This is a genomic window from Rothia santali, assembly GCF_024199905.1.
Taxonomy (GTDB): Bacteria; Actinomycetota; Actinomycetes; order Actinomycetales; family Micrococcaceae; genus Rothia; species Rothia santali.
This window is the reverse complement of the sequence record NZ_JANAFB010000007.1, coordinates 45990-59105: the sequence shown is the minus strand read 5'-3', so window position 1 is coordinate 59105 and position 13116 is coordinate 45990. Positions and strand designations below refer to the sequence as shown.

Here is a 13116-nt window from a genome sequence, read left to right as displayed (position 1 = left end):
GGCCGCGGTGACGGGCCGGTCCGCCACGCGGAAGGTCCGGGCCTCCTCGCAGAGGGCCCGGCCGCGCGACGCGAAGAGCCAGGCCCCGCCACGCGAAGGGCGCGGCTGCGCCACGCGGAAGGCCCGGCCCCGCGGCAATGCGGGACCGGGCCTCCTCGTCTCGTCAGGGTGCGCGGGTCAGCCCGCGGTGCGCTCCAGGGCCGCCGCGATCAGCCCGCGGAACAGCGGGTGGGAGCGGGTCGGCCGGGAGAGGTACTCCGGGTGCGCCTGGGTCGAGACGTAGAACGGGTGCTCGGAGTCCGGCAGCTCCACGAACTCGACGAGGCGGCCGTCGGGCGAGGTGCCGGAGACGACCAGCCCCGCGGCGTCGAGCTCCTCGCGGTAGGCGTTGTTGACCTCGTAGCGGTGGCGGTGGCGCTCCTCGACCTCGGTGGTCCCGTAGGCGCGGGCCACCACGGAGTCCTGCACGAGCTTGGCCGGGTAGAGGCCCAGGCGCATGGTGCCGCCGAGGTCCCCGGCGCCCTCCACGAACTGCTTCTGCTCCTCCATGGTCGCGATGACCGGGGCGGGGGTCTCGGGGTCGAACTCGGTCGAGGAGGCGCCCTCGAGGCCGGCCACGTGGCGGGCGAACTCCATGACCATGCACTGCAGGCCCAGGCACAGCCCCAGGGTGGGAATGCGGTGCTCGCGGGCGTGGCGCAGCGCGCCGATCTTGCCGTCCAGGCCGCGGATGCCGAAGCCGCCGGGCACGCAGATCGCGTCGACGTCGGCGAGCTGGTGCGCCGCGCCCTCCGGGTCCTGGCACAGGTCGGAGGCGATCCACTTCAGGTGGACCTTGGCGTCGTTGGCGAAGCCGCCGGCCCGCAGCGCCTCGGAGACCGAGAGGTACGCGTCGGGCAGGTCGACGTACTTGCCGACCAGGCCGACCGTGACCTGGTGCGCGGGCTCGTGCACGGTCTTCAGCAGCTTGTCCCACTCGGCGAAGTCGGCCTCGGCGTAGTCGAGGCCCAGGTAGTCCAGCACGTAGGTGTCCAGGCCCTGGTAGTGCAGGGTCTTGGGGATGTCGTAGATGCTGGGGGCGTCGGCGCACGAGATCACGGCCTCGGTGTCGACGTCGCAGGCGTTGCCGACCTTGGCCTTCAGCGGCTCGGAGACCTCGCTGGAGGAGCGCAGGACCAGGCTGTCGGGGATGATGCCCAGGCCGCGCAGGGCGGCGACCGAGTGCTGGGTCGGCTTGGTCTTCATCTCGCCCGAGGGGCCGATGAACGGGATCAGCGAGACGTGCAGGAAGAAGACGTTGCGGCGCCCGACGTCGCGCCGGACCTGCCGCGCGGCCTCCAGGAACGGCTGCGACTCGATGTCGCCGACGGTCCCGCCGATCTCGGTGATGATGATGTCCGGGGCGTCCGCCTCGCCGGTGGCCCGGCGGCGCATGCGGTTCTTGATCTCGTCGGTGATGTGCGGGATGACCTGCACGGTGTCGCCGAGGTACTCGCCGCGGCGCTCCTTGGCGATCACGGTCGAGTAGACCTGGCCGGTGGTCACGTTGGCCGAGGCGTCGAGGTTCTCGTCGAGGAAGCGCTCGTAGTGCCCGATGTCCAGGTCGGTCTCCGCGCCGTCGTCGGTCACGAAGACCTCGCCGTGCTGGAAGGGGTTCATGGTGCCGGGATCCACGTTGAGGTAGGGATCCAGCTTCTGCATGGTCACGGACAGGCCGCGGGAGCGGAGGAGTCGGCCGAGGCTCGAGGCCGTCAGCCCCTTGCCGAGGGACGACGCGACGCCGCCCGTCACGAAGATCTGCCGCGTGATCTTCTCGTCGGAATGGTCAGTTGCCGAAGCTGTCTTCTTATCATTCACCACGGAATTTGAGCCTAGCACGACTCGACCCGGCTCGGCCCGGACCGGGGCCCCGATGAGGCCGCCGCCACGAGGGGATCCGCGTCACCCCTCGCGGCGCCACGGCGCCGGCACGCCCCGGCGCGGCCGCCCCTCGCGGGGTCCGGCGCCGTCGTGCCCCGGCGCCGTCACTCCCCGAGCTGCCCCGCGCCCTGCAGCAGCTCCCTGGCGTGCTCGCGCGCGGCCTCGGAGTCCTCGTGGCCCGCGAGCATGCGGGCCATCTCCACGATCCGGGCGGGGGTGTCGAGGACGTCGACGCGGCTCAGGGTCGCGTCGTCGTTCTTCAGCACCAGCACGTGCCGGTCCGCGTAGGCCGCGACCTGCGGCAGGTGCGTCACCACGAGCACCTGGACGTGGCGGGCCAGCATCGCCAGCCGCTTGCCGATCTCCACCGCCGCCTTGCCGCCGACGCCGGCGTCGACCTCATCGAAGATGAACGTCGGCACGGGGTCCACCTCCGCGAGCACGACCTCCAGGGCCAGCATGACCCGGGAGAGCTCGCCGCCGGAGGCGCCCTTGCCGAGCGGGCGCGCCGTGGCGCCCCGGTGCGGGGCCAGCATGAGCGCGACGACGTCCTTGCCCTCGGGCCCGAACTTCTCCGTCTCGTCCACGGTCACCACGAGGGTCGCGTTGGGCATCGCGAGCGCGCTGAGCTCGTGCGAGACGGCCTCGGCCAGGCGCTCCCCGGCCTCCCGGCGCAGCTCGGTCAGCTCGGCGGCCTGCCGCTGCATGGTGCTCCGCAGGTGCCGCAGGCGGTCCTCGAGGGCCTCGGTGCGGGCCGGGTCGTCGGAGAGCTGCTCCAGCCGGGCGCGGTTCACGCGCGCCCACTCGAGGACCTCGGGGATGTCCGCGCCGTACTTGCGGGTGAGCTTCTTCAGCGCCGCCCGGCGGGTCTCGACCTGGGCGAGCCGGCCGGGCCCCTCGGCGTCGAGGTCGGAGAGGTAGCCGCTGAGCTCCTCGCCGACGTCGGTCGCGAGGATCATCAGCTCGCGGACGCGCTGGGACAGGTCGGCCAGGGCCGGGTCGTCGTCGGCCTCGGCCTCCAGCGAGCGGCGGGCGGCGTCGAGGAGGACCGAGACGGTGTCCGCCTCGGCGTCGTACCCGCCGATCAAGGCCGCCTGGGCCGTCTGGGCGGCCTCGCGCAGCTGCTCCACGTTGGTCAGGCGGGCGGACTCGGCGTCGAGCGCCTCCTCCTCGCCCTCCTCGGGCTGGACGGAGTCGATCTCCTTCAGCGCCGCCGTCAGGCTCTGGGCCTCGAACGCGCGGGCGCGGGAGTTCTCCCGGACCTCGCGGAGCTCCTGCGCGGAGACCCGGTACTGCTCGTAGTTGCCGCGGTACTCGGCCAGGACGGCGGCGAGGCGCTCCCCGGCGTAGGCGTCGAGGGTCTCGCGCTGGGCGTGCGCGGACTTCAGGCGCAGCTGGTCGGTCTGGCCGTGGACCGCCACCAGCTGCTCGCCGAGGCGGGCCAGCGTGCCGATCGGGGCCGCGGCGCCGCCCACGGTGGCCCGCGAGCGCCCGGAGGCGTTGACGGTCCGGGAGAGGATGACCTCCTGGGGGTGGGTATCGGAGAGCTCCTCGCCGGAGACCTCCAGCACCTCTCCCCCGGCCTCCTCGACCAGCGGCAGGGCGCGATGGCCCCGCGGCAGCCGCACGACCGCCTGGGCCAGCGCGGAGGCGGCGCCGCTGCGCACGGCCGCCGCGTCGGAGCGGGCGCCCAGGAGCATGCCCAGCGCCGTGACGACCATGGTCTTGCCGGCGCCGGTCTCGCCCGTCAGCACGGTCAGGCCCGGCCCCAGGGGCAGCGTGGCGTTGGTGATGACGCCGAGGTCGCGGATGTTGATCTCTTCGATCATGCGTGGTCCTCCTCCTGGTGCTCAGGTGTCGCGTGGCGGCTCTCCGGCGTCGCGTGCCGGCTCTCCGGCGTCGTGCTCGTCGGGTCGGGGGCGCCCGGGTCCGTCGGGCCGTCGGGTCCGCGGCCGGGTCCCCCGCCCTGGAGCGGCCCGCGCCACCCCCGGGTCGGCAGCTCGAACTTGTTGACCAGGCGCTCGGAGAACGGCGCGGGGTGGATGCGGGCGAGCTTGACCGGCTTGGCCGAGCGCCGCGCCTCGATGCGCGAGCCCGGGGGCAGCTCCATCATCCGCCGCCCGTCGCACCACAGCACGCCGGAGTGCGGGTTGGTCGGCAGGATCTCGACCGCCATGGTCGACTTCGGCGAGGTGACCATGGGCCGGGAGAACAGCGCGTGGGCGCTCAGCGGGACCAGCAGCATCGCCTCGACCTCCGGCCAGACCACCGGACCGCCGCCGGAGAAGGCGTAGGCCGTGGATCCCGTGGGGGTGGCCATGACGACGCCGTCGCAGCCGAAGGTGCTCAGCGGCAGCTCGTCGACCTCCACGACCACCTCGATCATCTTCTCCCGGTTGCCCTTCTCGACCGACGCCTCGTTGAGCGCCCAGGTGTGGTGGATCTTCCGCTCGGCGCTCCAGACCACGACGTCGATCGCCATGCGCTCCTCCACCGTGTAGGTGCGGTTGACGATGTGGTCCACCGTCTCGACCAGGTCGGTGCGCTCGGACTCGGCGAGGAACCCCACGTGCCCGAGGTTGACGCCGATGAGCGGGATGTCGGTGTGGCGCATCATCTCGGCGGCGCGCAGGATGGACCCGTCGCCCCCGAGGACCACCCCGAGCTCGATCTGGTCCAGCGCCACGTTCTCGTGCATGACCCGCACGCCGCAGGTGTCGGCCGAGTCCCCGTACATGGTCTCGAGGTCGCCGCGGCTCATGACCGGGGTGAGGCCCGCCTGGCGCAGCCGCTCGCACGCCTGGGTCGCGGCGGCGGTGGCCTCGGGGCGGCCGGTGTGGGCGAAGAGCAGGATCTTGCGGGACATGATCGGAAGTACCTTTCGGCGCGTGTCGGGCGGTCTCCTGACGGAGGGCCGCTCTCCCAGCCTAGGCGAGGCGGCCGGCGCGGGCGCGGTGCGGCGGCTACTCGAGGTTCGGGGCGGCGCGATGTCGGACAGAGTCTAGGCCCCAAGCGGCGCGCTGCCGGGTTCGGCGCGGCGTCACGGTCGGCGCAGGCGCAGGAAGTGCTCCAGGTTCCCGTCCTGCCCGGCCAGCGGCGACTCGCGCTCGGCGAGGACCTCCAGGCCGGCCTCGACCGCGGCGCGCTCGACGCCGGCCACCGCCCGGGCTCGCGCCGCCGCATCCCGGACCACGCCGCCCTTGCCGAGCGCCGCACGCCCGACCTCGAACTGCGGCTTGACCATGAGGATCAGCTCCCCTCCGGGCACGATGACGCCCGCGAGCGGCCCCACGACCAGGCGAAGCGAGATGAAGGACAGGTCCCCCACCACCAGGTCGACCCTCCCGCCGACGTCCTCGGGGGTGAGGTCCCGGACGTTGAGCCCCTCGTAGGCGGTGACGCGCGGGTCCGCCCGGATGCGCGGGTCCAGCTGGCCGTGGCCGACGTCGACCGCGGCGACGTGGGCGGCCCCGGCCTCGAGGAGGACCTGGGTGAAGCCCCCGGTCGAGGCGCCGGCGTCGAGGCACCGGGCGCCCCGGACCGCGACGCCGGGGAACGCCCGGAGGGCGCCCGCCAGCTTGTGCCCGGCGCGGCTCACATACTCCGGCCCCTCGGCCGGGGCGATCTCCACGCGCGCGCCCGCGGCGACGTCCCGCGAGGCCTTCCCCGTCACGACGCCGTCGACGCTCACCCGCCCGGAGGCGATGAGCTTGGCGGCCAGGGTCCGCGAGGCGACGCCGTGCGCCTCGACCAGGTGCCGGTCCAGCCTCACGGGGCGGGATCCTCGGGGACCGGGCCGGGCCCGGCATCGTCCCCGGTCCCGGCAGCGTCCCCGGTCCCGCGCACGCCTCGCAGCAGCCCGTCCGGCACTTCCGAGGGCTCGCGGTCCAGGAGGCGGCGCAGCTCGGCGTGCAGCCGCTCGTAGACCGGCGCGTGCTCGGCCGCGGGCAGCTCGTCGAGGGCGGTCAGGGCCTCCTCCAAGCGGGAGGGGTCCCCCGTGCCCTCGAATCGGCCTAAGGGGTCCGGGACGCCGACGCCGGGCTCGGCTACCCGGCCCGCGGCGTCGCCGGAGCGACCCGCGGCATCGCCGGAACCCCCGACGCCGTCACCAGAGCGCCCGACGCCGTCACCCGTCCTCGGGTGCTCACCGGTCACCGCCATCGGATCTCCGCGCCGGTCGCCGAGTCCTCCTCCGGGTGCGCGGCCCACCAGGCGGACATGCCGGCCCGCCAGCCGTCCATCGAGCCGCGCTCGGCCTCGATGGTGACGGTCCCGGCATCCGCGACCGCGGACGCACGGTCCCCCACGCGGGCCCGGGCGCCGTCGCCCTCCGAGGCCGTGACCTCGGGGGCCGCGTACTCGTCGAAGAGCCGGCGCAGGTCCTCGATCACGTAGGTGGGGCGCTCAGCGGTCCGGGCGTTGAGGAGGTCCTCGGGGGTCTGCACCCCGGTGAGCACGGCGATGCTCGGCAGCCCCGCCTGATGCGCTCCCAGGATGTCCGTGTCCAGGCGGTCGCCCAGCACCACCGGGCGGGAGGCGCCTAGGCGCTCGGCGATCGCGTGGAAGATCGCCGCACCGGGCTTACCCGCGATGAGCGGCTCCCGGCGGGTCGCCGCGGCCACGGCGGCCACCAGGGTCCCGTTGCCGGGCGCGATACCGCGCTCCTTGGGGATCGTCATGTCGGTGTTGGAGGCGATCCACGCGACGTCGGGGTCGGCCAGGAGGTACGCGGCCTCGGCGAGGTCGCGCCAGCCGAGCTCCGGGCTGAAGCCCTGCAGCACGGCCCGGGGCCGCTCGCCCTCGCGCACCACGCGCAGGCCCGCCTGCTCGGCGCAGCGGGCGAGCGCGGGCGCGCGCACGCGTGCACGGCCGCCCCCGCGCCCAGCCGCTCGACGGCGAGCCGGGCGGCCGACTGCGCCGAGCTGACCACGTGCTCCCCGTCGGTGGACAGGCCGAGCTCGTTGAGGTGCTCGGCGACGTCGTCCACCGACCGGGAGGCGTTGTTGGTCACGTAGGCGACCGCCGTCCCGCCCTCCTGGGCGCGGTTGAGCGACTCGACGGCGCCGTCGATGGGGTCGGGGCCGGCGTAGACCACGCCGTCCAGGTCGGAGAGGATCGCGTCGAAGGACGCCAGCAGCGCGCTCATGCGGTGGTGTCTTCGTCCTCCTCCTCGACGTCGAGCGCCTCGAGGTACTGCTCGGTCTCCTCGTCGATCTCCTGGACGGGCTCGGTCTCGGGGTCCTCGCCGGTCATGTCGGCGGGGTAGAGCTCGCCCTCCCCGTCCTCGGGGACGATGTCGCCCTCCAGCTCCTCGGGGTCGCCGTCGAGGTCGGAGCCGAAGCCCTCGTCCGCGACGTCCTCGGTCACGACGTCGCCCTCGATCTCCGCCTCGTCGGTGGCGTCGGGGGATCCGGGGTTCTCCTCCTCGAGCAGCGACTTGTCGGCGACGTCGCCCAGCTCGGCGCGGATCTCCTCGGTCGCCAGCTCCTCGGGCTCGAATCCGTCAACGATCGTCTGCTCCTCGTCGGGCTGGAATTCTTCGGTGCTCATGGGCTCCTCCTCGGGGTCGGTTAGCGGCAGTCCCTCCGGCTCGTCGTCGGGAAAGACGTCGATCTCGTAGATCTCGGGCTCTTCGAACTGGCCCTGGCCCAGGGCCGCCTCGGCGATCACGGCCATGCGCGCCCACGAGCGGGCGTCCTGGCTCTGGCCCTGCTCCTCCAGGATATCGGAGTAGGCCTGGAAGAGCCGGGGGCTGTAGGCGAACGCGCGCTTGCGGTCCAGCTCGGGGATCTCCAGTGCGCGCCGGGCGCTCGTCAGGTCGCCCCGGTCCCGGTGGATGCCGGAGACCACCAGGGCCACCTCGACCTTCTCCGCGGGCTCCAGGTTGCTGGCGGTGGGCTCGGCGGCCGTCTCGAGGGCCTTCTCGATGCGGCCGAGGGCGCGCTCGGAGTCGACGATCAGGGCCAGGTGCTCGCTCGAGCCGGACATGCGCCGATGGGTGCGCAGCTCGCGCAGGGCGACGTCGTAGTGCTCGGCCACGTAGGCGGCGATGGCCGCGGCCTCGCGCACGGCGGCGACGCGACCTCCGCGACGCACCGCGGCCAAGGCGTGCTCGAGGGCGAACTCGGGATCCACCTCGAGGTACTGGCTGGCCATGACGAGGTGCTTGGAGACCTGCACGGCGTTGTCGCGCTCGAGGACGCTCAGCTCGCGGCTGACGCTCTTGTCCAGCTCCTGACCGGTGACCTCCTCGTCGATCTCGGGGGCCTTGGGACGCGAGGGACGGTAGCCCTCCCGGTCCTGGTGGGAGCGGTGATCCTCACGGGCGCCGGGGCGATCCGGACGGCCGGCCCGAGGGGCATGCCCCCGCTGGTCCCGGTCCTGTCCCGGCCGGTCCCGGCGGTCCCCGCGGAACCCGCCGCGGTCGTCGTCGCGCCGCCGGTCATCACGCGGACGGTCCCCGCGTGCCTCCCGCCGATCCCCGCCGCGGCCGCGATCGTCACGATACCCGCCACGGTCGTTCCCGCCACGCCGATCGTCACGGAACCCACCACGGTCACCGCCGCCACGTCGATCCTCACGGAACCCACCGGACGAGCGGTCGTCTCGTCGCTGTCCCTGGTCACGGCCGCCGCGGAACCCGTCGCGATCGTCGCGCGCGCGGAACCCGCGGTCATCGCGGTCACGACGCTGAGGACGATCGTCACGCCGGTCACCACGGTAACCACCCCGGTCATCGCGGTAACCGCCGCGCTCGCTACCTCGATCTCCACGGTAGCCGCCCCGGTCGCCACCCCGATCATCGCGCCCGCGACTATCGTCCCGGGCGAAACGCTTCGGGCGATCCTCGCGGTACCCACCGCGCGAACCCCGGTCGTCGCGGTAGGGCCGTTCCTGACGCTCTCCACCGCGGCCGCCGCGATCATCGCGGCGCTGTCCTCCGCCCGCGGCGCGATCGTCTCGGCCGTAACGATCGCCGCGATATCCACCACGTCGATCGTCGCGGTATCCATCGCGTCGATCAGCCGACCGGTCGTCCCGACGGTCATCACGGCCGCGGTATCCACGTGAGTCGTCGTCGCGACGCCTGTATCCACGCGCCTGATCCCCGCGCGAGTCTTCCCGGCGTCCGCGGCCCGGTCCTCCTCGATCGTCGCGGCGGTCCCCCGGTCCCCCCTCACGACGTCGGTCGTTCGGCCGGTCCCCCGACCTCCGGTCGCGGTCCCTCGGATCGCGCCGTCCACCGTCGCGACGATCGTGCTCAGCCAAGCTGATTCTCCTTGATGTAGATGTGTGACGAAGGGCCGGTGGTCCCACGAGGGACGACCGGCCCGGCCCGCCATGATGGCTTCTGAGTCATTCTACGAAACTCGTCGTGGCAGCCCAACACGGAACCGTCCGCTGGCAGACGAACCACAGAAGATTGATCGCTGATGCCCAGGGGCGAGGACGAGCTGTGGAGGCTGTCCTCGCAGACACGACCACGGTGACGACGGCGCGCCACCCCCGGCGCATATTCGCGCCTGCGCTTCCGCCACACCAGGGCATCGAAGCCCCGGTAGGGGTGCCGCTCAGGTCGGGCCCCACCCCGATCTCTGGGCATGAAAAAAGGAGGGGGGAGTCGAAGCCACCCCACCCGCCACCGCGGATGAAACGACTCCCACTCCCCCCTCCCAGGAAAAATATTTTCGGCGGTGTCCTACTCTCCCACACACCTTCCGGGTGCAGTACCATCGGCGCACAGAGCCTTAACGACCGGGTTCGGAAAGGGACCGGGTGTACCCCTCTGGCCAAAACCACCGAAAAACCTATGAAGATCAACACCCCCACTCAGGGTTGTTATCCCAAAACCATACAGTGAACGCGAACACCAACCATGACATACCCACCAACCTGAAAAAAATGGTGTGATAAGTCTTCGGCCTATTAGTACCAGTCAACTTCACGCCTCGTTAGTCGACGCTTCCATACCTGGCCTATCAACCCCGTCATCTACAGGGAGCCTCACACCCCCACAAAGAGGGTCAGGAAATCTCATCTCGAAGCAAGCTTCCCGCTTAGATGCTTTCAGCGGTTATCTCTGCCGAACGTAGCCAATCAGCCATGCACCTGGCGGTACAACTGACATACCAGAGGTTCGTCCGTCCCGGTCCTCTCGTACTAAGGACAGGTCTCCACAAATTTCCAACGCACGCAGCGGATAGGGACCGAACTGTCTCACGACGTTCTGAACCCAGCTCGCGTACCGCTTTAATGGGCGAACAGCCCAACCCTTGGGACCAACTCCAGCCCCAGGATGCGACGAGCCGACATCGAGGTGCCAAACCATGCCGTCGATATGGACTCTTGGGCAAGATCAGCCTGTTATCCCCGAGGTACCTTTTATCCGTTGAGCGACGGCCATTCCACAATGTACCGCCGGATCACTAGTCCCGACTTTCGTCCCTGCTCGACCTGCCAGTCTCACAGTCAAGCTCCCTTGTGCACTTACACTCGCCACCTGATTGCCAACCAGGCTGAGGGAACCTTTGGGCGCCTCCGTTACTCTTTAGGAGGCAACCGCCCCAGTTAAACTACCCATCAGGCACTGTCCCTGACCCAGATCATGGGCCGAAGTTAGATATCCAATATGACCAGAGTGGTATTTCAACAACGACTCCACCACCACTAGCGTGATAGCTTCACAGTCTCCCACCTATCCTACACAAGCCACACCGAACACCAATACCAAACTATAGTAAAGGTCACGGGGTCTTTCCGTCCTGCTGCGCGTAACGAGCATCTTTACTCGTACTGCAATTTCGCCGAGTTCATGGTTGAGACAGTAGGGAAGTCGTTACTCCATTCGTGCAGGTCGGAACTTACCCGACAAGGAATTTCGCTACCTTAGGATGGTTATAGTTACCACCGCCGTTTACTGGGGCTTAAATTCTCCGCTTCGCCAAAAAAGCTAACGGGTCCTCTTAACCTTCCAGCACCGGGCAGGAGTCAGTCCGTATACATCGTCTTGCGACTTCGCACGGACCTGTGTTTTTGATAAACAGTCGCTTCCCCCTGGTCTCTGCGACCCCTACACGCTCCCCACCGCACGGGCAGTTCACGCTCAGGGCCCCCCTTCTCCCGAAGTTACGGGGGCATTTTGCCGAGTTCCTTAACCATGATTATCTCGATCGCCTTAGTATTCTCTACCTGATCACCTGTGTCGGTTTAGGGTACGGGCAATTCACAAACCTCACGCCGATGCTTTTCTCGACAGCATAGGATCACCAAATCCCCCCACAAAAGGGGGTCCCATCACGTCTCAGACCTGTTGCGGGAAGCGCATTTAACAACTCCCCGTCCTACACGCTTAGACCACGACAACCACCGCGTGGCTTGGCTACCTTCCTGTGTCACACCTGTTAATGCGTTTACCGCACCGGATCAGGTCCCACGCGGAACCACCACACCAAGACCCTCACCCCGAAGGATGAGAACCCGGTAAAATGGCGGCCCGAAGTGGTTAGTATCCCCAGCTTGGTATGGGCGGTTTGAAATCGGTACGGGAATATCAACCCGTTATCCATCGACTACGCCTGTCGGCCTCGCCTTAGGCCCCGACTAACCCAGGGCAGATTAGCTTGACCCTGGAACCCTTGATCATTCGGCGGATACGTTTCTCACGCATCATTCGCTACTCATGCCTGCATTCTCACTCGCGTAGCCTCCACCACTCGGTCACCCGGCGACTTCACTGGCTACACGACGCTCCCCTACCCAATAACACATACATGCTATTGCCACAACTTCGGCGGTGTACTTGAGCCCCGCTACATTATCGGCGCAGAATCACTTGACCAGTGAGCTATTACGCACTCTTTCAAGGGTGGCTGCTTCTAAGCCAACCTCCTGGTTGTCTCAGCAACTCCACATCCTTTCCCACTTAGCACACGCTTAGGGGCCTTAGTTGATGGTCTGGGCTGTTTCCCTCTCGACAATGAAGCTTATCCCCCACTGTCTCACTGCTGCGCTTACACTTACCCGCATTCGGAGTTTGGCTGACGTCAGTAACCCGATAAGGCCCATCAGCCAACCAGTAGCTCTACCTCAGGCAAGCAACACGCAACGCTGCACCTAAATGCATTTCGGGGAGAACCAGCTATCACAGAGTTTGATTGGCCTTTCACCCCTACCCACAGCTCATCCCCTCCATTTTCAACTGAAGTGGGTTCGGTCCTCCACACGCTCTTACACGCGCTTCAACCTGGCCATGGGTAGATCACTCCGCTTCGGGTCTAGACCGTGCCACTGTAAACGCCCTATTCAGACTCGCTTTCGCTACGGCTACCCCACACGGGTTAACCTCGCGACACAGCACTAACTCGCAGGCTCATTCTTCAAAAGGCACGCCATCACACCACACAAGGCAATGCTCTGACGGCTTGTAGGCACACGGTTTCAGGTACTATTTCACTCCCCTCCCGGGGTACTTTTCACCATTCCCTCACGGTACTGATTCACTATCGGTCACAAGAAAGTATTTAGACTTACCAGGTGGTCCTGGCAGATTCACACGAGATTTCACGGGCCCCGTGCTACTCGGGAACAGCGTCCAAACGCGACCAACAGAAGTTTCGGCTACGGGACTCTCACCCTTTCCAGTGCACCTTCCCAGATGCTTCGCCTACCCCCGCGATCAACGCCACCGGCCAAGTAAGAACCGGTCAGACACATCCCACAACCCCCCTGATGCAACCCCTTACCGGTATCACACACCAAAGGTTTAGTCTCATCCGCTTTCGCTCGCCACTACTCACAGAATCATTCGTTATTTTCTCTTCCTGAGGGTACTGAGATGTTTCACTTCCCCTCGTTCCCTCCACACACCCTATACATTCAGGTGCGGGTCACTGCCCTTATCATCCAGGCAGCGGGGTTTCCCCATTCGGAGACCCTCGGATCACGGCCCTGTTATCGGCTCCCCGAGGCTTATCGCAGATTCACACGTCCTTCATCGGCTTCTTGTGCCAAGGCATCCACCGTGCGCCCTAAATAACTTAGCCACACACAAATAATCAAATTGGCATACAAAGATACATCACAATAAAAATTAGAATCGCACCACACCGGGCACCCCCACCCACGATCCGAAAACCGCCGATCAGGACACCCCCATGATGCGAACCAAAAGATGCTCGCGTCCACTATATAGTTCTC

9 protein-coding genes, 2 rRNA genes and 1 pseudogene are annotated in these 13116 nt (G+C 68.1%); 1 reads left to right on the top strand and 11 read right to left on the bottom strand.

Annotated features, from left to right (window positions below; all coding sequences use genetic code 11):
• Positions 1-177: 177 nt before the first annotated feature.
• The 9 genes and pseudogenes from pyrG to NBM05_RS04380 form a co-directional block, all read right to left on the bottom strand.
• Positions 178-1878, bottom strand: a complete 1701-nt coding sequence (gene pyrG / locus NBM05_RS04415; RefSeq protein WP_373689287.1) for a CTP synthase — start codon at positions 1876-1878, stop codon at positions 178-180.
• A 146-nt stretch (positions 1879-2024) separates the two neighbouring features.
• Positions 2025-3749 carry a DNA repair protein RecN gene (gene recN / locus NBM05_RS04410; RefSeq protein WP_254165398.1) on the bottom strand — a complete coding sequence of 575 codons (1725 nt, stop codon included), beginning with the start codon at positions 3747-3749 and terminating at the stop codon, positions 2025-2027.
• Positions 3746-4786 (bottom strand): NAD kinase, encoded by a 1041-nt coding sequence (locus NBM05_RS04405; RefSeq protein ID WP_254165397.1) that lies wholly within the window; start codon positions 4784-4786, stop codon positions 3746-3748. Before NBM05_RS04405 ends, recN begins: the two co-directional genes overlap by 4 nt.
• Before the next feature lie 174 nt (positions 4787-4960).
• Positions 4961-5692, bottom strand: a complete 732-nt coding sequence (locus NBM05_RS04400) for a TlyA family RNA methyltransferase (protein WP_254165395.1) — start codon at positions 5690-5692, stop codon at positions 4961-4963.
• Positions 5689-6081, bottom strand: coding sequence for a hypothetical protein (locus NBM05_RS15345; protein WP_302183683.1), 393 nt, complete (start codon positions 6079-6081; stop codon positions 5689-5691). The genes NBM05_RS04400 and NBM05_RS15345 overlap by 4 nt, the downstream gene beginning before the upstream one ends.
• Positions 6072-6476: an HAD hydrolase-like protein gene (locus NBM05_RS15830; RefSeq protein ID WP_373689291.1), complete on the bottom strand. Its 405-nt coding sequence runs from the start codon at positions 6474-6476 to the stop codon at positions 6072-6074. Before NBM05_RS15830 ends, NBM05_RS15345 begins: the two co-directional genes overlap by 10 nt.
• Positions 6453-6707 (bottom strand): annotated as a pseudogene (locus NBM05_RS15825) (HAD family hydrolase); the annotation flags it as partial. The pseudogene NBM05_RS15825 and the gene NBM05_RS15830, both read right to left, overlap by 24 nt.
• Positions 6596-7066, bottom strand: a complete 471-nt coding sequence (locus NBM05_RS15820) for a hypothetical protein (RefSeq protein WP_373689286.1) — start codon at positions 7064-7066, stop codon at positions 6596-6598. The pseudogene NBM05_RS15825 and the gene NBM05_RS15820, both read right to left, overlap by 112 nt.
• Positions 7063-8076, bottom strand: a complete 1014-nt coding sequence (locus NBM05_RS04380) for a hypothetical protein (protein ID WP_254165391.1) — start codon at positions 8074-8076, stop codon at positions 7063-7065. The genes NBM05_RS15820 and NBM05_RS04380 overlap by 4 nt, the downstream gene beginning before the upstream one ends.
• Here NBM05_RS04380 and NBM05_RS04375 point away from each other — a divergent pair.
• On the top strand, positions 8029-8991 hold the full coding sequence (locus NBM05_RS04375) for a hypothetical protein (RefSeq protein ID WP_254165389.1): 963 nt from the start codon (positions 8029-8031) through the stop codon (positions 8989-8991). The two genes, NBM05_RS04380 and NBM05_RS04375, sit on opposite strands and share 48 nt — an antisense overlap.
• A gap of 615 nt (positions 8992-9606) precedes the next feature.
• Here NBM05_RS04375 and rrf read toward each other — a convergent pair.
• Both rrf and NBM05_RS04365 read right to left on the bottom strand, forming a co-directional pair.
• Positions 9607-9724: ribosomal RNA gene (rrf, locus tag NBM05_RS04370) — 5S ribosomal RNA — on the bottom strand.
• A gap of 102 nt (positions 9725-9826) precedes the next feature.
• A 23S ribosomal RNA gene (locus NBM05_RS04365) occupies positions 9827-12962 on the bottom strand.
• Between the last annotated feature and the right edge of the window lie 154 nt (positions 12963-13116).